This is a genomic window from Niabella beijingensis, from assembly GCF_020034665.1.
GTDB classification, from domain to species: Bacteria; Bacteroidota; Bacteroidia; order Chitinophagales; family Chitinophagaceae; genus Niabella; species Niabella beijingensis.
In genome coordinates, this window is sequence record NZ_JAIQDI010000001.1 from 13,738 (window position 1) to 33,199 (window position 19,462).

The 19,462-nt window shown below is 47.0% G+C and carries 15 protein-coding genes; 7 read left to right on the forward strand and 8 right to left on the reverse strand.

All coding sequences use genetic code 11. The features are described 5' to 3' along the window. Positions 1-132: 132 nt before the first annotated feature. Genes K7B07_RS00080 through K7B07_RS00090 form a run of 3 tightly spaced genes read right to left on the reverse strand, consistent with a single transcriptional unit; the run spans position 133 to position 3,870 of the window. Positions 133-1,812 (reverse strand): M56 family metallopeptidase, encoded by a 1,680-nt coding sequence (locus tag K7B07_RS00080; RefSeq protein ID WP_223706303.1) that lies wholly within the window; start codon positions 1,810-1,812, stop codon positions 133-135. A gap of 34 nt (positions 1,813-1,846) precedes the next feature. Next, on the reverse strand, positions 1,847-3,484 hold the full coding sequence (locus K7B07_RS00085) for a M56 family metallopeptidase (RefSeq protein WP_223706305.1): 1,638 nt from the start codon (positions 3,482-3,484) through the stop codon (positions 1,847-1,849). Next, positions 3,481-3,870, reverse strand: coding sequence for a BlaI/MecI/CopY family transcriptional regulator (locus K7B07_RS00090; RefSeq protein ID WP_223706307.1), 390 nt, complete (start codon positions 3,868-3,870; stop codon positions 3,481-3,483). Before K7B07_RS00090 ends, K7B07_RS00085 begins: the two co-directional genes overlap by 4 nt. A gap of 207 nt (positions 3,871-4,077) precedes the next feature. Between K7B07_RS00090 and K7B07_RS00095 the strand changes: the two genes are divergently transcribed. Then, positions 4,078-4,365: a helix-turn-helix domain-containing protein gene (locus tag K7B07_RS00095; RefSeq protein ID WP_223706309.1), complete on the forward strand. Its 288-nt coding sequence runs from the start codon at positions 4,078-4,080 to the stop codon at positions 4,363-4,365. Positions 4,366-4,441: 76 nt separating this feature from the next. Further along, positions 4,442-5,299, forward strand: coding sequence for a DNA damage-inducible protein D (gene dinD / locus K7B07_RS00100; RefSeq protein WP_223706311.1), 858 nt, complete (start codon positions 4,442-4,444; stop codon positions 5,297-5,299). Positions 5,300-5,606: 307 nt separating this feature from the next. Here the strand turns inward: dinD and mqo are convergent, their stop codons facing one another. From mqo to K7B07_RS00115, 3 genes are all read right to left on the reverse strand, one after another. Next, positions 5,607-7,133: a malate dehydrogenase (quinone) gene (gene mqo, locus K7B07_RS00105; RefSeq protein WP_223706313.1), complete on the reverse strand. Its 1,527-nt coding sequence runs from the start codon at positions 7,131-7,133 to the stop codon at positions 5,607-5,609. Between the two features lie 186 nt (positions 7,134-7,319). Then, positions 7,320-8,576 (reverse strand): RNA polymerase sigma factor, encoded by a 1,257-nt coding sequence (locus tag K7B07_RS00110; protein WP_223706315.1) that lies wholly within the window; start codon positions 8,574-8,576, stop codon positions 7,320-7,322. Between the two features lie 3 nt (positions 8,577-8,579). Continuing rightward, complete coding sequence (locus tag K7B07_RS00115; RefSeq protein ID WP_223706317.1) at positions 8,580-8,921, reverse strand: YciI family protein; 342 nt, start codon at positions 8,919-8,921, stop codon at positions 8,580-8,582. A 1,172-nt stretch (positions 8,922-10,093) separates the two neighbouring features. On the opposite strand from K7B07_RS00115, the gene K7B07_RS00120 reads away from it, so the two are divergent. After that, the gene (locus K7B07_RS00120) at positions 10,094-10,522 is read left to right on the forward strand and encodes a hotdog fold thioesterase (RefSeq protein ID WP_223706319.1); all 429 of its coding nucleotides are present in this window, start codon (positions 10,094-10,096) and stop codon (positions 10,520-10,522) included. Between the two features lie 143 nt (positions 10,523-10,665). On the opposite strand, the gene pnp is transcribed toward K7B07_RS00120, so the two are convergent. Continuing rightward, positions 10,666-12,834, reverse strand: coding sequence for a polyribonucleotide nucleotidyltransferase (gene pnp, locus K7B07_RS00125; protein WP_223706321.1), 2,169 nt, complete (start codon positions 12,832-12,834; stop codon positions 10,666-10,668). A 285-nt stretch (positions 12,835-13,119) separates the two neighbouring features. Next, positions 13,120-13,389 (reverse strand): 30S ribosomal protein S15, encoded by a 270-nt coding sequence (rpsO, locus tag K7B07_RS00130; RefSeq protein ID WP_223706323.1) that lies wholly within the window; start codon positions 13,387-13,389, stop codon positions 13,120-13,122. A gap of 419 nt (positions 13,390-13,808) precedes the next feature. Between rpsO and K7B07_RS00135 the strand changes: the two genes are divergently transcribed. The 4 genes from K7B07_RS00135 (at position 13,809) to K7B07_RS00150 (ending at position 19,424) form a co-directional block, all read left to right on the forward strand. After that, positions 13,809-14,144: a YciI family protein gene (locus K7B07_RS00135; protein WP_223706325.1), complete on the forward strand. Its 336-nt coding sequence runs from the start codon at positions 13,809-13,811 to the stop codon at positions 14,142-14,144. Between the two features lie 39 nt (positions 14,145-14,183). Continuing rightward, on the forward strand, positions 14,184-14,567 hold the full coding sequence (locus K7B07_RS00140; RefSeq protein ID WP_223706327.1) for a DUF1801 domain-containing protein: 384 nt from the start codon (positions 14,184-14,186) through the stop codon (positions 14,565-14,567). Positions 14,568-14,852: 285 nt separating this feature from the next. Continuing rightward, the gene (locus tag K7B07_RS00145) at positions 14,853-17,837 is read left to right on the forward strand and encodes a SusC/RagA family TonB-linked outer membrane protein (RefSeq protein WP_223706329.1); all 2,985 of its coding nucleotides are present in this window, start codon (positions 14,853-14,855) and stop codon (positions 17,835-17,837) included. 12 nt (positions 17,838-17,849) lie between these two features. Then, entirely contained in the window at positions 17,850-19,424 is a 1,575-nt protein-coding gene (locus K7B07_RS00150) for a RagB/SusD family nutrient uptake outer membrane protein (protein WP_223706331.1), read from the forward strand. The last annotated feature ends 38 nt before the right edge of the window (positions 19,425-19,462 follow it).

The following is a 19,462-nucleotide window of genomic DNA, read 5'->3' on the forward strand; positions in this document are numbered from 1 at the left end:
TGACACGACCCGGGTTGACACAAAAAATAAAACGGATCAGGTCCTATACATATATGGATCGGATCAATAAAAAAGGTCAACATTTGTGTTGACCTTCTGAATAAGCAGTGCTCCGGATCTTTGTGTAATATATCAATCGAGCTTCAATTGTTGCGGGTCTTCTTTTACCGGACGGGATGAGGCGGGCACTTCTTTGATAGTGCCTGTTTTTATTTTAACCGGTGCTGCCCCGGGCACTTTCTTTACGGCCGGGGCCGGTTTTGCCGGCCGGCTTTTTCCACGTTCCCATACCGCTTCTTTTGCAGGCAAGGGCGTAACCGTCCCCAGGTTCTTTTTTCGTACTTCAACAGGTTCGTTGATCTGCCCGATTTTCGTTTTGAGCGGTGCCATATCCATATTGACCGTGCCTGTCGTCTTTAGTGTAACACGCTCCACCGGGCTGATCTTCGCAATTGTTTCATCGTTTATATACCCAATCTTTGCTATGGCCTGTTCTTCCTCTGCCGGTGGTGCCGGTGGTGGCAATTCCGGTACTGTCGGAGGTGGCGGCGGCGATGGCAATTCCGGTACGGCGGCCCTTTGGGATTCCGTCATTTTAAGATAGATCTTTACAAGCTGCTGAAGGTGCTCTCCGTTGCCATTCTTCTGATCTTCCGACTCTTTTAGAGCGGCCTGGTAAAAATCTACATATGTTTTCATTTCTCCCGCACTGGCGCCCTTCCCCCCTGCCGGCTGCCCTTTTCTGGACGGAGGAGGTGGTGGCGGCGGCGGAATTTTTACGCCGTATTTTCTTTCAAACGCCGCCTGTTTTTCCGCGCTGCTGATATCTGCTTTCACTGTTTTCCCGTTCCTGTACGTTAAAACGGCAGCCGCTTTTCCCTTAGGTGCTATCACGCTGAGACTTTTAACAGCATCCGGGAGCTTTTGTTCTTTTGGTGCTTTGGGCGGCGGTGGCGGTGGCTCCTGTGTATATACCCGCTCCGCAAATACAAAAATAAGCAGGGCCAGTACCGGAGCGACCATCACCGCTTTAATACCTGTTCTGAACCGATTTGTTTCTTGCTGTAACATAAGTAACCTTTTTTTTGTGGTTAAAAAATAGAAACTGCTTGCAAGCGGTATGGATTGATTTACGTAAATCGTTTTTAACAGCAACTGCTGGTAGGCCACCCGGTGTTCCTGTCCGCCGGCTGCTGCCTGGTCTGCCAGGAACTCGTGATTGAGCCGGATAGCCCTCCGGTACAATAACACAAAGGGATTGAACCACATCAGCGCACCAATTAATTCTGTCAGCACAATGTCCCAGGTATGTTTCTGGCGCACATGCGCGAGCTCATGCATAAGAATGGCTGCTTCAACCTTGTGATGGTCAAAATCTGCCTTCTTCAAAAAGATATAGTTAAAAAAGGAATGCGGCATAACCGGCGCTTCCGACAATACCAGCGTTGCGCCTTCAAAAACACGTTGCTCATTTCCCTTTATCTTCTGCCTTATCTGGTACAGGTGCAGCGCAAAACGCAGCAGCAATACCACACTTACCACGCCTGCCGTCACAAAAGCCCATTGCAGCAGCAGCTCCGGCCAGGGGGTGATTTCAGGTACCGGGGGAATGACAGTAGCCGTTGATGGCAGTAGCACCACTGGTTTCAGCCGTACCTCTATTACAGCCAGCGGAATTAAAAATGGCAACAGCATACCGCCCAGCAGGTAAAACCGGTTAAACACCAGCATTTTTTCCTTCTGCAGGAAGAAGAAATAAAATACATACAGCAGGCCGCTGCAGAAAATGACTTTAAAAAGATAAGCGATCATTTTAAAAAATTTCAGTTGTTAGCCGTTCTGTTTTTTATCTTTTAGCCATGTACAACATCCCATACCCTGTAACAGGCTTTCCATTGTACACATAGGTTCTGGAGGCATAATCGGCAAAGCGCTTTTTTCCAAGATGCAATCCCAACCCTTCCAGAAAGCGTGTCCGGTCCTCGTCGGTAGCAACAGACGTTGTCACTTTTCTGCCATCCGGATAAACAACAATGATGCGTCGATCGTTGTTTTTATACTTCTCATTTACCTGTACGAGCTGATTTTGCTTTGCCGCCAGGAAAATACCCGGTAGCTTTTCGTTTACCGTCCCGCGCTGTTCATCCGTCATACCAAAATACAGGTCGAGTGCCGGGCGTAACATTTGTTTATACCAGAAAACTTTTTCTCCTTTATCCTCCATCACATACTTTTCGATAAATTTTCCGAATTCCATCATTTTTGCTTCAGCCAGTCCCTTATTTACAGGATAGGACCTGTAGGGGATCTCCGAAGAATCGCCCTGTACCCGCAGGTTGACCACTGGGGACGGCATTGGTTCCGGCGTTGTGGTATTCTTAATTTCCTCCGAACTGTTACCTGCCGGTATCGTTTCTTTTTCAGCGCCCTCTTTTGCAGGTAAAGGTTTAGGATCTTTTCCTGAGCTTTTTACTGCTTCAGTGTCGTAGCTGAAATCCGGAACAACAAGCTGCGCCACCTTTTTTTGAGCGGCCCTTATCAGGTCCGCCATATTCCCGTAGGTGACCGGTTCGTTTAGTTTAAGGCCCCGTCCATTTACCGGGTTCGCAAAAACAGCCAGCAATGGAATAAATACAAAAAGCGCAATCAATCCTTTTGTACGTTTGACCTTTGTTGAACTTTCTTTGTAAAGCATAATAAGGCGTTTTTTTGTTACTGAATAGAAACTGCTGGAAAGCGGTATACCTGCCTTCAACGATGCCATTCTTAATACCAGTTCCTGGTAGTGGTTCCTGTTACCGGTATATTGAACAACACGGGCATCCGCCAGGAACTCATGGTTTGTCCGGATAAGTCTTTTAAAAAAGAACAGGAAAGGATTGACCCAGCAAGCAACTATAAGCAGCTCTGTAAACAGGATATCCCATGAATGCCGCTGTTTTATATGAGCTTCTTCATGCATCAGAACAGCATCGTCGATCCGGCCCCCTTCATACTCCAGGCGATTCAGGAAAATCGTACGCAAAAAAGAATGGGGTGATACATCTGCATCCAGCAAAACAATGGAGCAATGTTCTTTTTTTATTTTGGGATAGCGGTGCAGCAACCGCCGGTAATACAATAAATTCCGCACAAACCGGATCAGTAAGAGTATCGATATGCTAAAGAAAACAATCGCCCCGGTATCCATCCCCTTCTTTTTTCCCGTTGTGGAAAGTGCCAAACCGGGCAACGCTTGCTCCTGTGATGGCTTTACAGGGTCGACAGGGATCATATGCAGTTCTTCAAATGGCGGTGCAGGTAGGCCCAGGTAATCCGGCACTGTTGTTTCCAACTTCAGTAAGGGAAGCAAAAACGGAACAACCAGGCAAGCCAGCAGGTAAAACCGGTTAAACACCAGCATCTTTTCCTTCTGGAGGAAGAAGACATAAAACACATACAGCAGGCCGCTGCAGGTGATCACTTTTAAAAGATAACCGATCATTTTTTCTTTTTTTGATCAGATAACGACTGAATCTGTCCGTCCACGATCCGTTTCAGCTCCTCCAGTTGCTCCCGGTTCAGCTTGGCCTCTCTTGTAAAAAAAGAAGCGAACTGCAGTACCGAATCATCAAAATAATTTTTGATCATCTTGTTCACATGCTTTGAAAAATAATCCGCCTTATTGATCAATGGATAATATTCTCTTGAGTTTCCCTGCTGGGTATAGCCAATAACCCCCTTGTCCGTCATCCGCTTTAACAGTGTGGCCACGGTTGTGCTGGCGGGTTTTGGATCCGGAAAGCTATCGATCAGCTCTTTCATAAACGCCTTCTCTGCTTTCCAGATGTATTCCATTAACTGTTCTTCCGATGGTGATAGCTTGATCATTCTACAAATATAGATTTATTTCTACAAATGTAGAATTAAAATTGAAACGGACAAATTTTTTTTAGAATTATTCCGGGAGTAACAAGAGTCCTTTAAAACCGGTTCGTATGCATGTATTTTACAACTATTGCCACGTTTTTACCAGTCTTTACCCTTCTGCTTATGATACAAATAAATTAAATTTGTTCTATAAGAACTTTTAACACTATGCCAAACAATAAAATACACGAAGGCCGGAATGTGAAACGCTTCCGCGAAATGCCGGGCATCAAACAGGAAACACTGTCGCTGGAACTGGGTGACGTCCCGATAGCTATCGGGAGGAATCAAAAGAAAATATCTGTACTGGAAACCAAGGAAACCATTGATGTGCCGCTGCTGCAACAGATCTCTGCCGTGCTGAAGATACCGGTGGAAGCTTTCCAGAATTTTGATGAGGCAGCGGATATTGCATACATCAATACGTATGCTTCAGCAGGAGAAAGAGATGATTGAGAAGTTGGAAAGATTGATTGAGGGGAAGTAGTAGAATTGTGTTGCTGTTTACTGTCGCACAAATTAAGCGAAGTTTATGAAGAAGGAATATATTAAGGAACTATTCGAACATTTTGAAAGCGCCTGTTATGACTTTGATGGCATTGAATGTTGGAGCGCACGCGAGCTTCAATCCATTTTGGGGTATGCAAAGTGGGATAACTTTAAGAATGTAATTGACAAGGCCAAAAAGTCGTGCGAACAGGCAGGAGAAGCCATCAAAAACCATTTTGCCGATATCGGGAAAATGGTCGAGATCGGCAGCGGGGTTGAAAAAGAAATTACTGATTTTGCGCTCACAAGATACGCTTGTTATTTAATAGCTCAGAATGGCGATGCTACCACCAAAAGCGAAATTGCATTTGCCCAGACCTACTTTGCCGTTCAAACCCGAAAGCAGGAAATAATAGAACGACGGCTGCTTGATGTAGCCAGGGTAACAGCACGCGAAAAACTATCCAAGTCTGAAAAGAAATTGTCGGGAATTATTTACGAAAGAGGTGTTGATGAAAAAAGCTTTGCCGTTATCCGATCTAAGGGGGACCAGGCGCTTTTTGGCGGCAAAAGCACCAACGATATGAAGCGGGTTCTGAAAATACCCGAAAGCAGGCCATTGGCTGATTTCCTTCCCACACTTACCATCAAGGCGAAAGATTTTGCCACTGAATTAACCAGTCATAATGTAGTGGACAAAGATTTAAAGGGCGATATACAAATTTCTAAAGAGCACGTTGAAAACAACAAAGCCGTAAGAGCAATGCTTAAGGATAGAGGAGTAATTCCCGAAGAACTGCCTACTGCAGAAGATGTTAAGAAAGTACAAAGAAGACTGGAAAGTGAAGAGAAGAAAGTACTGAAAGAAGTTAAGAAAATACAAAATAAAAAGAAAGGATAATTATTTGCTTTTTTACTTTGCATATGAATTATCCAGCTGCATAAAAAATAGCGTTGTATCTAAAATTGGAGCGATTAATAGATGGGATCAGGCAAAGCCTGATATGGCAAAAAACCGAGAAGATACAAGTTAAAGGCGTTAAGATTATTTTGTACGAAGACAATCAGCAAGACTGGCTTTGTTTCCTCGACAGATATGGCACGATACCGAAAAAGCGATTGCATCATACGATGGGATGACGGTGCAGCACTGGATTATTTGCCAGGGCAGGCCAAACAAAAAAACAGCTTACTTGTGACTACCCCATTCAGACTCCTACTTCCATTCCTGCCGGTACCGGTTCCTTCCAGTCAAGCTGCAACAGCTCACAGGTTTCTGTACGTATCTGATAGCACAGGGCTTCGTTCTCTTCCAGGTCCTGTCCCAAAGAGGGGATCATCGCTTTTAATTTCTCATTCCATTTTCCGTTGAAACGGTCGGGAAAACAACGTTCCAGCAACGTGAGCATAATCGATACGGAAGTGGAGGCACCGGGAGAGGCACCCAGTAAGGCGCCGATCGTTCCATCCTCGCTGGTAACGATCTCTGTTCCGAATTGTAATGACGCACCTTTTTCCGCATCCTTATAAATGATCTGCACCCGCTGACCGGCTTCTTCAAGTTTCCAGTCTGCTGCTTTTGCTTCCGGATAAAATACCCGCAATGCGTCAATACGGTCTTCAAAGGACAGGCTCAATTGCTGTACCAGGTATTTTTCCAGTTCATAATTTTTAAGCCCCACCCGCATCAGGGAAACGATGTTCCAGTATTTGATCGATTCGAACAGATCCCAGTAGGACCCTTCTTTTAAGAACTTGGTGGAGAACGTGGCAAAGGGGCCAAACAGGATGGAGGTATCATCCCCCATTACCCGCGTATCCAGGTGCGGCACGCTCATGGGTGGTGCTCCCACGGATGCTTGTCCGTATACCTTTGCGTTATGTTTCTTCACCACTTCCGGGTTGGTGCACACCAGCCATTGCCCGCCTACCGGAAACCCGCCATAGAGCTTGCTTTCTGGGATATCGCTGTCCTGCAGCAGGTGCAGGGAGCCACCGCCCGCTCCGATAAATACAAAGCGGGAATAATAGATCGTCTTCGCTCCTGTGGAAAGGTTTTTCACTTTTACTTTCCAGCGCCCGTCGTCCTGCCGGATGAGATCATACACTTCGTGCAGGAGATGCAGTTCGGTATTTCCCCGGGCGATCATATTGTCGATAAAGATCCGCGTCAGTGCCCCGTAATCCACATCGGTACCCAGCTCCGTATAGGTAGTGGCAATTTTTTCGGATGCATCCCGTCCTTCCGCTACCAGGGGGATCCATTTTTTGATCACCTCCGGATCTTCGGAGTATTCCATGCCCCTGAACAACCTGAATTGCTGGAGGGCTTTATAACGCTTCCTTAAATATTTTACATCATTTTCCCCGCGCACAAAACTCATATGCGGTACGGTACGGATAAAGTCTTTCGGGTCCTTTATCTGTCCGTCTTTTACCAGGTAGGACCAGAATTGCTTGGATTGCTCGAACTGCTCGATAATGTCAAGCGCCTTTTTGGTTTCGATGGACCCATCCTCCTGCTCGGGGGTATAGTTGAGCTCGCATAAAGCCGCATGTCCGGTGCCCGCATTGTTCCAGGCATCTGAGCTCTCACCGGCTACCCGCCCCAGCCGCTCAAAGATATGGATGGAGTGTCCCGGTTCCAGTTCGTTGATAAAAGCGCCTAAGGTCGCGCTCATGATACCGGCACCAATCAATACCACATCGGTCTCTATTTCTTTTCTTTTAGCCACGTTCCGCGATTTTATTCGTTTAAAAGTGGTGCAAAATTAAAAAGAACCAAAGAAAATACAGCTTTCGAAAACGTTATACTTTTATTTTATTTCAGGAAAAGATCCCGCTCATCAGCAAAACGAACAGTCATTTGTGTGTTTTTTGAGCAGGGAGGTAAAAATCGGCAGATATTGAATTGTCCCGGCTTATAAAGGGAGACATTCCTCCCCCTGCTTCCGGAGCACCAGTTGCCGGTCGGCCACCGTGCGTGCATACGTCAGCGCCTCCCCCAGCACAGCCTGCCGGGCTTCCCTGAGCCCCAGCCGGCAAAGCAGATGGGCCCGGGCCATGGTCCATTCAAAGCCCTTTCCATCTGCGATCAGTGAGTGCAGGGTTTCCAGGCGATCCAGCAACTCCTTTAAGTTCATCCCCGTATAGCTTTCTGCAATGATCCGGTTCAGCACGATAATATCCGACCCCGGAACCAGCTGTTCCAGCGCCTGGTACAGGACAGCGATCTGCTGCCAGTTGGTTTCGGAAAAGAAAGCGGCGGTACAATGAACGGATGCGATCAACGCCTCCAGGTAATACCGGTTCAGCGGTGGTTGTTGTCTGGGCAGGTAATAAAACCCTTCCCCGATCAGTGCCTGGTCCCACAGACTCCGGTCCTGTTCTTCCAGGGTCAGCCATTCACCTTCCGCGCTGATCCGGGCCGGGAACCGGGCCGCATTAAAGAACTGTAATGCCAGTAATGCCGCGGATGCGCCGTTCCCTGTGTCATGCTCATAAACGATCTTCGTCAGCCGCATGGCCTCAAAGCACAGCTCATGACTGATGCCGCTTGTTCCCCGGGTGGTCCGGTATCCTTCATTAAAAATAAGGTACAACACGGTATGTACCGTATCGCTGCGTGCTTGCAGGTTTTCAACCAGCGGCGTTTCAAAAAGCCGGCCGGAGTTCCGCAGCACGGCTTTTGCACGGGTCAGCGATTTTTTTACTGCTTCTTTTTGCATCAGCAGTGCGCCCGCAATTTCCGTGGTACCAAAGCCGCATAATACGGAAAGGGTAATGATGATGCGGCTTTTTTCTGAAAGCTCCGGGTGACAGCAGGCCAGTAACAACCGCAGCTGGCTGTCCTGCACAAAGGAGGCAGGCAACCCCGGTTCCGGTATTGCCTGTTCCTGCATTTCGGGTAATGCTGAATCCGGGTAAAGTTTTTTGTCACGGTTGATCCTGTTGATGGCGTTGTTGCGTGCTACGGTCATCAGCCAGGCTTCCGGATTATCCGGGATACCCGAGAACCGCCACCGCTTCAGCGCCGCTTCAAAGGCATCCTGTACCGCATCCAGAACCGTATCCAGATGTGCTGCACCAAACCGGTTTATCAATACGGCGGTCATTACCCCGGATTGCTCTCTGAAAAGACGGTCGGCCAATGTATGTGTAACCGTATATCCCGTCATGCACTATACGTCCATTTGCATAATTTCCCGCACCTCAATCGTATTGCCGCGCTTCAGATCCGGGCAGTCCTTTACCAGTTCAATTGCCGCTTCCAGGGAATCAGCCTTCAGAAAATAAATGCCGCTTACACATTCTTTACTTTCGATATACGGTCCGTCCGTGATCACGTTGTTTTTGATAACCGCACCGGCAGCTTCGAGGGGGTTGGCATCCTTGTAGTTTCCTTTTTTTGTCAGCTCCTCCACCCAGGCAATATGTTCGTTAATGCAATCCTGCATTTCCTTGGAACTCATTTCGGTTCCATAACTCGGGTTTTCCCGGATGAGCAGTAAAAATTCTTTCATGATCTTATTTTTTTGAAATTAATAAATTATTAGCAGGTTAATGACAAACAGGGATGAATAACGGGGACATAAATACCGGAAATTTTTTATGGAAAGCAGGAATCACCAGGACCCGAAAAGGCATGAAGATCCACGAAGAAGAGGATAAAAGTCTTAGTGTTTCTTGGAGTCTTGGCGCCTTTGTGGTTAAACGGCCACCAAAACCCGAAGGCGCTAAGATGCACGAAGAATTGCTCTCACGGATTACACGGATTATCACGGAAAGGCTGAAGCCTCTGTGCGAGTCTGAGAAATCTCCGGGCCATTTTCAGGAGACATTTAAAGTCCGCAAATATTCAGAGGATCGTAAAAAAAAGCTTAGTATTTCCTCGTGGCTTTCTGCCTTTGTGGCGAAAAAGGCCGCCAAGACCCGAAGGCACCAAGATACACGAAGAATTGCTCTCACGGATTACACGGATTATCACAGAAAGACTGCCCCCTTCGGTGCAAGTCTGAGAAATCTCCGGGCCATTTTCAGAAGCCCTTAGAGTCCGCAAATATTCAGAGAATCGTAAAAAAAACTTAGCGGTTCCTCGTGGCTTTGTGCCCTTGTGGAGAAAAAGGCCGCCAAGACCCGAAGGCACCAAGATACACGAAGAATTGCTCTCACGGATTACACGGATTATCACAGAAAGACTGAAGCCTTCTGTGCAAGTCTGAGAAATCTCCGGGCCATTTTCAGGAGACCTTTAAAGTCTGCAAATATTCGGAGGATCGTAAAAAAAAAGCTTAGTGGTTCCTCGTGGCTTTCTGCCTTTGTGGCGAAAAAGGCCACCAAGACCCGAGGGCACCAAGATACACGAAGAATTGCTCTCACGGATTATGACGGAAAGACGAAAGTCTTCTGTCCCAGTCTGAGAAATCGGTGAGCGGTTTTCAAAAGACCTTTACTGCGCTCTTCCTGGCCCCATGCATCTAAATGAGAAGCAATAGTAAAAGAGGCAGCGCCTCGAAAGGATACTCAAATACGGGTTTTAACCCGTTTGAGCAGCAGCTGCAGTACGTAGAGAACCGTAGGTTCGGCACATGATCTTCCATACAGACAGCGCTAAAAACTAAGGGTCGCCTGCCCTTCGCACACCCCCGCAACCTTGAATCGTTCCCGTGAAAGACCTATATTTAACAAAAAAGCTATGATCTGGAAGAAACCTGTCGATATAGCGCTGCTGAACACGCCACAGGATTATATGGGCAGCTATCTTGGTATAACATTCACGGGATTTACAGACAACAGTCTTACCGCAGCCATGCCGGTAACCCCTAAAGTGCACCAGCCTTACGGCATCCTGCATGGGGGTGCTTCCGTAGTCCTTGCCGAAACCGTGGGCTCCTATGCCAGCAGTCTTGTAGTGGATACCGATCAGTTTATGGTGGTAGGACTGGAGGTGAATGCCAATCACCTGAAACCGGTTGCCTCCGGTACGGTGCATGCCACCTGTACACCATTGCACCTGGGCAGCAAGACCCATGTATGGGATATCCGGATCTATAATGATGAACAGCAGCTGACCTGCATCAGCCGGCTAACGGTAGTGATCATAGAAAAAAGAACATTTAAATGACATAAAAATATAATTATCAGACAATAGAAAATCTGTATCTTATTTTTTTCAGGAAGCTAAAATGAAGATCCGGGGTAAAGCAGCCACACATAAAAAACCCCGCACTCAGCGGGGTTCTTATTATTATATTATACCAAGAAAGATCAGTTGTTCTCAGCGTTCGGAGCATCTTTCTTTTCCGGACGCGGGATCAGCGCCTTCCGGGATAATTTGAATTTGCCGGACTTCGGATCAGTGCCGATCAGTTTTACTTTCATGGAGTCGCCTTCCTTCACTACCCCTTCGAGCGTTTCCAGGCGTTTCCAGCTGATCTCGCTGATATGTACCAGCCCTTGTTTGCCGGGGAGGAATTCTACAAATGCACCAAACTCCTTGATACCTTTTACCACTGCATCATAAACTTCACCTACCACAGGCACTGCCACGATACCCTTGATCCAGTTCTCTGCTTTTTCAACAGCGGCTTTTTCCACACCAAAGATGCTGATCTCGCCGCGGTTGTTCACTTCTTCGATATTGATCGTGGTACCGGTCTCGCGCTGCATTTCCTGGATCACTTTACCACCTGGTCCGATCACTGCACCGATAAATTCTTTATCGATAAACATTTTCACAACCCGGGGGGCATGTGCTTTCACTTCTTCGCGTGCTTCCGGCATTGCGGTATACATGGCATCAAGGATATGCAAACGGCCTGCCTTTGCCTGCTCGAGCGCCTGCTTCATTACCTCCATCGGAAGTCCGTCCACCTTAATATCCATCTGCACGCCGCAGATACCATCACGGGTACCGGTAACCTTAAAGTCCATATCACCCAGGTGGTCTTCATCACCCAGGATATCACTTAAGATAGCAAATTTATCTCCTTTGGTAATCAATCCCATAGCAATACCAGAAACATGCTTGGGGAAAGGTACCCCTGCATCCATCAGGGCCAGTGAACCGGCACACACGGTAGCCATAGAGCTGGAACCATTTGATTCAAGGATATCACTTACCACACGCACGGTGTAGCCGAAGTCCTCTCCTTCTTTTGGCATCATCTGCTTCAGGGAACGCATTGCCAGGTTTCCATGTCCTACCTCACGACGGCCGGGGCCGCGCATCATCTTTACTTCACCGGTAGAGAAAGGAGGAAAATTATAATGCAGGATAAATTTGGAATAAACGGATTTTGCAGCTGTTTCAACCAGCAGCTCATCTAAACCAGTACCCAATGTAACAGTTGTAATAGACTGTGTTTCACCTCTTGTAAACAAAGCTGATCCGTGCGGAGAAGGCAGTACATCCACTTCCATATCCAGAGGGCGGATCTCGGTCAGCGCGCGGCCGTCCAAACGTACCCGCTCATCCAGGATCATATCTCTTACCACATCATACTGAAGATCGCTGTAATAGTTGGACACCATCTTTTTCTTTTCTGATGTAAACGGATCTTCTTCTGTAGCCCCTTCTTCAAAAAGAGCCACTAACTCATCATAAACAGCTGAAAATTTGTCGCTTCTATCGTGCTTACTTAATTTTCCTTTAGCTATTTCATACACTTTGGGTTGTGCATAGCTGTATACTTTTTCACGGATGGCTTCGTCCTGCACCGGCTTGGTATATTCCCGTTTTCCGGTAACACCCTTTAAAGCCCGCAGTTCTTCCTGTGCTTTGATCTGAACACGGATCGCCTCATGTGCCACTTCCAGAACAGCGATCAGGTCATCCTCACTGCACTCTTCTGATTCACCTTCCACCATCATCAGGTTTTTTTCAGTAGCCGCGATGATGAAATCGATGTCCGACTGTTCCATTTCAGAACGGCTCGGGTTAATTTTAAATTGTCCGTCAACACGGCCAACCCGAACCTCGCTGATTATTTCTTTAATGGGTACATCAGAAACTGCCAGTGCAGCAGAAGCCGCGAGGCAGGCCATTGCATCCGGAAGGATTTCGGGATCACTGCTGATCAGTGTTACCAGCACCTGTACCTCACAGAAATAGTCCTCGGGGAACAGGGGGCGCAATGCCCGGTCGATCAGGCGGGAGATCAATACTTCCGAATCACTCAGGCGGCCTTCTCTTTTAAAGAAAGAGCCCGGGATACGGCCGGCAGAAGCAAATTTTTCCTGGTAATCTACCGTTAACGGAAAAAAGCTCTGTCCTTCTTTTGCTTCCTTATTGGCTACCACGGTAGCCAGTATCATACATTTTCCGCTGGATACCGTTACGGATCCATCGGCCTGACGTGCCAGGCGACCTGTTTCAATAGTCACTTCCCGGCCATCGCCTATATTAAATACCTTTCTGATAGGTTGTTGTAACATAAAATAAAGTTGAATTTTAAATTTATTAATGGCCCGGGGCAATCCTGCTGTACAAAAATGAATCTTCTGTACGTGCTCCGCATCATTAAAGAATGATCACGGTGGTTTATCGTATCAGGAAATCCGGACCTTTTTCTGGCAAACCCCGCCTCAAAAGACAAAGGGTATAAAAACAGTTATTCCCAACATCCGCCGGACATTGGGAATAGATATTATAATAGCATTGATCGCAACAATCAAAAACCGGATAAAACATTCACCAATACCCTATGGCGTTGGTAACATTTATTTTCTAAGACCCAGTTTTTCAATTAATGCGCGGTAACCTGTCAGATTGTGTTTTTGCAGGTATGCCAGCAGGCTTTTACGCTTGCCAACCAGCTGCATCAGGCCGCGGTGAGTGGAAAAATCTTTTTTGTTTTCTTTTAAATGTGCACTAACCTGTGCAATACGCTCAGTAAGCTGAGCAACCTGTCCTTCAATAGAACCGGTGTTGGTAGCTTTACCGCCAAATTCGGTAAAAATTGCTTCGTTTCTTTCTTTTGTGATTGGCATCTTTAAACTTTTAAATGGTCATCCGATTTTTTTCTATTCAATATTTTCGGCTGCAAAGGTAACGCATTAAAGGGAAATTTCAAATAAATTGTTGCTGCGGCCCGGCTAAGAGAATCAACAAAACAAACCATTAATTATCAAATTATTACATAAAAAAATCGAACCAACCACCTTTTTTCCTTTCCCGGTTTTTTAGGTTGAGAAAACAGATGCCCGTTTCCCGCCTCCTCTCCTAACTTTGTGATCATGTTGCCCGATAAAATTGTTGACACAAAAGAATTGTCCCTCTTTCTGGAAAAAGCCCGCCGCATTGGCAGCATCATTGAATCCCGGCAGAGCGATCGCCCGGAACAGTTTCTGAAAACGGATCAGGTAAAAAATTCAGCAGGTTTAACAGCTTAAAATACGCCCCTTAAAAAATGAAAAAATTTATTGCCCTGTTTAGGGAACCCGATGGAAGACAGGAACCGCATGACGAGGCCGCCATAAAACAGCACCGGCAAAACTGGGCCGCATGGATGGAGCGCTGGAGCGGACAGATCAGCGGCGGCAGCGGTCTTACCCTGAACGGCCGGATCTTAAAAGACCTGGAAACAGCCCCGGCAGCTGACATTTATAAAAACGGAACAGAAATTGTCGGAGGTTTTCTTTTGATCACTGCTGCCGACCTTGACGCCGCCGCAGACATGATGCGCTCCTGCCCCATTTTCGAATTTGACGGCCGCATTGAGATCCGGGAATATCAAAATCAATAACGGAGTGTCATCTTCCTGTCACTGTAAAAACACGTTCAGATGCATGCAACCGCTGTGGAAACATTTTTAGCGCAATACGCGGAACAGGTGCAAGGCAATGCGTTGCTGCTTCGCCAGGTATTGCTGCAACAGCTGCCACAGATCACCGAACAGCTGGATCTTCCTGCAAAAATGATCGCCTATACCTACGGCCAAAGTTATACCGACTTTATCTGTGTCATCATCCCCTCCCAAAAAGGATTGAAGCTGGGGTTTAATAAAGGGCCGGAGCTCTCCGATCCGGGCCGGCTGCTGCAAGGCACTGCAAAAACAACACGCTATATTCCTGTCAGCAGCGCGGAACAGATACAGTCGGAAGGGATCGCCACGCTTTTAAGAGAAGCATTGAAACATTACCGGCAACGCAAAAAAGCACTGCTATAAAGAGTAGCTACCTATCGGAAAGACATCCTGCATTACGCTATTTAATACGCCGTAGGAAGACCGCAATACCAACATTCTGCAGAATACCCTGTGGAGCGGAGCCGTATTTTACCGGCATGCGCGCTCCTCGTATCGACAGCAGTCAATGAATGCGTTTTAATTGATTTAGATTTTTTTATATCACTCCTTTTAGATATTTTTAACCCACAATGTGTATCAGGTACATGAAGAAATAACGATGCGCGGTTGTGCTATTCTAAACATTCTTTAACTAATTAAAAGCGTATGAAAATCAAATTGCTTGTGCAATGCCTTATGGCATTTGTGTTTTCGCTGGCATCCTTCACCGCAATTGCCCAAACGAAGACCATACAGGGGAAAGTGCTGGATGACAAAAACCAACCGGTGGCAGGGGCTACCGTGGAGATCAAGGGCAGTCAGACTGCTACCCTTTCGAAAGATGACGGAACATTTACCATCAATGTTCCGGGAGATGCAAAAACATTACAGGTTTCGTTTATCGGTTTTGTTACACAGGATGTTCCCATTACTGAAGGCGAACTATCCGTAGTGCTGCAGCCCGGCCAGCAGGCGCTGGATGAGGTAGTAGTGATCGGTTATGGCACCGCCCGGAAAAAAGATCTTACCGGTGCGATGGTAACCATCAGTGAAAAGAATTTCAATAAAGGCGTTATGACCAATCCCGATCAATTGATCCAGGGAAAAACACCGGGTGTGATGGTCATCAACAATACCGGGCAACCGGGAGGTGCCACCACGGTACGTATCCGTGGTAATTCATCCATACGTGCCAGTAATAACCCGTTATTCGTACTGGATGGTATTCCCCTGTCGGGAAATACGGCCCTGCCCCCCGGACGAGGCGGCTTTTCCTCAGACCGGGGCAATCCGCTCAACTACCTTAACCCGAATGATATTGCCAGCATGGATATCTTAAAGGACGCATCGGCAACAGCTATTTACGGCTCCCGTGGTGCAAACGGTGTTGTTTTGATCAATACAAAAAAAGGAAAAGTTGGTCAGCCGGTGATTTCGGTAGTGGCCTCTACCGGCATCTCCAGCCTGAGGAAACAGCCCGAAGTGCTGAATGCCGCACAGTTCAGGGAAGCATTGAACTTCTATACACCCAATGAGGCGGCCAACTCCGACTTCGGCAGCAATGTGAATGCATTTAAAGAAATAACCAGAGTAGCGCCCACGCAAAATTATTACGCAGATATCACAGGTGGCACAGAGCACGGGAAATACCGTCTTTCCGGCGGGTACCTCAATCAGCAGGGGATCATCGTCGGCTCCCAGATGAAAAAATATACCGCCAACTTCAGCGGCAATTTCAAATTTCTGGAGAACCGGAGACTGGGACTGGACTTTGGAATGTTTGTAACGCAGACCGATCAGAAGTTTGCACCCATCGATGTGGGTGTGGGTGCTGAAGGAAATATTATATCACAGGCATTACAATGGAATCCAACACAGCCATTCAGAGATGAAAACGGCGATTTTACATTTGTAAGCGGAAACCAAAGGAATCCGCTGGCCAGTTTAGCCGCCTACAAAGACCTTGGCACCAATAATACCATCCTGGCCATGATCGCTCCTTCCTATAAGATCACCGATGATCTTGAATATAAATTTGTATATAGTGTTACGCGACTTACAGGAGATCGCAATGCCATGGTACGCGGAACAATGATTAATCCTACCGCATCAAACGACCAGGAGCAGGCCTTCCTGGGAAAATATTCAGAGACCGATCAGCAGATGACGCATACCTTATCTTACAATAAGCAGGTTTCATCCGATCTTAATATCAATGCTGTAGCCGGATACGAGTATCTTGACTTCGACTACAGACAGAGCATGATGTACGGGAACGGATTTACTTACCTGGGGCTGGATTATTTTGATTACCTGCAATATTCAACCATCAGCACGCGCGAAGTAACCTCTTACAGAAGTCCTAGCAATCAATTACAATCCCTGTTTTTAAGAGGCGCATTTAATTACCTGGACCGCTATCTTTTAACGGCTACGGTGCGAAGAGACGGGTCTACAAAATTCGGTGCCAATAATAAATATGCCATCTTCCCTTCAGTTGCGTTTGCCTGGAATATCAACGAAGAAAATTTTCTTAAAAACAATCCCAACATCAACCAGTTAAAATTAAGACTGGGCTGGGGTAAAACAGGGAACCAGGAATTCCCATCAGGAGCATCAAAAGACCGCCTTACTTTCGCCAGTCAAAGCATTGTTCAGGCCAACTATGGTAACCCCGATCTGAAATGGGAAACCTCCGCCACGATCAATGCCGGTATCGACTTTGCCCTTTTTAACAACCGCATTTACGGTTCGGTGGACTATTTTAACAAGAAGACCACAGATGCCTTATTTGAGCAAACACTGGCGCAACCAGCTCCCGCCGGCCGCATCTGGGTAAACCTTGATGGAGAGATCGTGAACAAAGGGGTTGAGATCGCCATTACCGGGAATATCATTCGAAAAAACGACTGGAACTGGGATGTAACAGGAAATGCCACCTTTCTTAAAAACAGCGTAAGCGGCCTGGTCGGGTATTATGAAACCGGCGCATTAAGAGGTCAGGGTTTCTCTGGTGTTTTAGGACAACGAATGGCAAATGGTCAGCCCCTGAACGTTTGGTACCTTGCCGAATATGCAGGCATCGACCCCAATACAGGTATGAGCATGTACCGCGGGCTGGATGGCAGTATCAGTTCCGACAACGATCCTTCTGTGAACAAGTTTTATGCAGCAAGTCCCAATCCTACAACATTACTGGGCGTATCCACCAATCTCACCTATAAGAAGTTTTCACTGGGTGCAAATATGAATGGTGCAATGGGACACTACCTGTTCAACAATACCGCAGCCACATCTCTCGGGATCAGCAATCTTTCCACAAGAAATATCGGAACAAGTTTCTTCAATACAAGTGTTAAAGAGTCTACCTCCAATTCCGCATCGCCTTCAACCCGTTATTTGGAAAAAGGCAACTACCTTAAACTGGCGAACGTAACCCTGAGCTACAAGGTGGGTGACATTGGAAATGTGTTAAAGAATTTCAACATTTCGCTGACCGGGCAGAACCTGTTCATACTGACCAAGTATACCGGATTTGATCCGGAGGTAAATACGGATGGTTCTACCAACGGTATTCCGTCACTGGGTATCGAATACCTCCCTTATCCCCCTGCAAAGACAATTCTTCTTGGTGTAAACTTTTCGCTCTAAATAATGAATCATATGAAATCTAAATATTTATTCTACTCACTGTTTATAGGCTCCGTCATTTTTGGGGCCTCCTCCTGCACAAAGCTCAATGAAGAGTTCCGGGGAGAACTGGAAGAAGGCACCACAAACGTAGGCGCCGACGGGCTTTTGATCACCGCCTATTCCTCATTGCTGGTACCCTATCAGCAGGACCAGCGCTGGGTATTACAGGAAATCTCAACAGATGCCGCAATGGCGCCGACCCGGGGTGGCGACTGGGACGATAACGGCATCTACAGGGCTGTACACCTGCATCGCTGGAATGCCGACAATGCTTTTATGAACAATACATTTGTCAGCCTGGGTACGACCATCTATAACGCCACGAATGTGTTACGCTTTAATCCGAGTAAGCAGCAAGAAGCTGAGGCAAGGTTCCTTCGTGCCCTGGCGATGTTTGACATGATCGACCTCTATGGTATTGTACCAATAAGAGAGGGAGAGGCTCTGGATGATTTCAGGATCGCGCCCAAAGTACTGTCCGCAGCTGAAGGGATCGACTATATTGTTAAGGAGCTCAACGAGATCATAGCTACCCTTCCCAACGGAACGCTCACATCAGCCTTCGTTGCCAACAAGAATGCTGCGAGAACATTACTGATGAAGATCTATCTGAATAAAGGAACGTTCTTAAACCGGCAATCGCCCACGTTTGATGTAGCAGATATGACCCAGGTTATTACGCTTGCAAAAGCAATTACGGGTACCGGCACTTATAGCGTTGCTGCAAAAGGCAAATACTTCGATAACTTCGCACCCAACAATGACGCAGTATCCAGTGAAAACATTTTCACCTTATACAATGAGAACGGCAAAAGAGGGGGCGCGGTTGACCGAACCTGGAATACGATCGCGCATTATAATATGACGCCTGGCGGCTGGAACGGCTGGTGCACACTCTCCGACTATTATGATAAGTTTGGTGCCACAGATGAAAGACGAGGTATCTATTACAACTATCCCGCGGATACCACCAACAACAAAAAACTAGAATATCACCGGCAGAATGTGGGCTTTTTTATTGGACAGCAATACGACTGGAAAAACAACAAACCGCTGATGGCAAGAAACCCGGCCAATACACCGTTGGTTTTCACCAGGGAAGTAACGATCCGTACCTCGGGCGCTACACTGGAAACCGCAGGTATACGCCCCCTGAAATATGCTTACGATTACTCCAGCTCCGGACAAAAGAACAACGACTGGGTAGTGTTCCGCTATTCTGATGTGCTGCTTATGCAGGCAGAAGCGGTATTAAGAGGCGGCACCGGCAGCAGTACCGTTGAAGCATTGGCCAAGGTAAATACGATCCGGACCAATCGCGGCGTAACACCATTTGCCTCCCTGACGCTTGACAATTTACTGGACGAACGCGGGCGTGAGCTATACTGGGAAGGATGGCGGCGGCAGGACCTGATCCGCTTTGGAAAATTCCTCGAACCCTTCCAGGAAAAACCGACGGCTTCCGATCCCAAATATCTTGTGTTTGCGATTCCCAGCCAGCAGCTTGCGGTAAATCCCAATTTAACACAGAACCCCGGGTATTGACCGGTCTTGCAATGTATTTTCCAAAGTCCCCCTCCGGG

Excerpts from the sequence above, each read along its gene's own strand:
- K7B07_RS00080 (WP_223706303.1), bottom strand. The coding sequence starts at position 1,812 with ATGATCGCTTATCTTTTTAAAGTCATTTTCTGCAGCGGCCTGCTGTAT.
- K7B07_RS00085 (WP_223706305.1), bottom strand. The coding sequence starts at position 3,484 with ATGATCGGTTATCTTTTAAAAGTGATCACCTGCAGCGGCCTGCTGTAT.
- K7B07_RS00090 (WP_223706307.1), bottom strand. The coding sequence starts at position 3,870 with ATGATCAAGCTATCACCATCGGAAGAACAGTTAATGGAATACATCTGG.
- K7B07_RS00095 (WP_223706309.1), top strand. The coding sequence starts at position 4,078 with ATGCCAAACAATAAAATACACGAAGGCCGGAATGTGAAACGCTTCCGC.
- dinD (WP_223706311.1), top strand. The coding sequence starts at position 4,442 with ATGAAGAAGGAATATATTAAGGAACTATTCGAACATTTTGAAAGCGCC.
- K7B07_RS00110 (WP_223706315.1), bottom strand. The coding sequence starts at position 8,576 with ATGACGGGATATACGGTTACACATACATTGGCCGACCGTCTTTTCAGA.
- K7B07_RS00115 (WP_223706317.1), bottom strand. The coding sequence starts at position 8,921 with ATGAAAGAATTTTTACTGCTCATCCGGGAAAACCCGAGTTATGGAACC.
- K7B07_RS00120 (WP_223706319.1), top strand. The coding sequence starts at position 10,094 with ATGATCTGGAAGAAACCTGTCGATATAGCGCTGCTGAACACGCCACAG.
- pnp (WP_223706321.1), bottom strand. The coding sequence starts at position 12,834 with ATGTTACAACAACCTATCAGAAAGGTATTTAATATAGGCGATGGCCGG.
- rpsO (WP_223706323.1), bottom strand. The coding sequence starts at position 13,389 with ATGCCAATCACAAAAGAAAGAAACGAAGCAATTTTTACCGAATTTGGC.
- K7B07_RS00135 (WP_223706325.1), top strand. The coding sequence starts at position 13,809 with ATGAAAAAATTTATTGCCCTGTTTAGGGAACCCGATGGAAGACAGGAA.
- K7B07_RS00140 (WP_223706327.1), top strand. The coding sequence starts at position 14,184 with ATGCATGCAACCGCTGTGGAAACATTTTTAGCGCAATACGCGGAACAG.
- K7B07_RS00145 (WP_223706329.1), top strand. The coding sequence starts at position 14,853 with ATGAAAATCAAATTGCTTGTGCAATGCCTTATGGCATTTGTGTTTTCG.
- K7B07_RS00150 (WP_223706331.1), top strand. The coding sequence starts at position 17,850 with ATGAAATCTAAATATTTATTCTACTCACTGTTTATAGGCTCCGTCATT.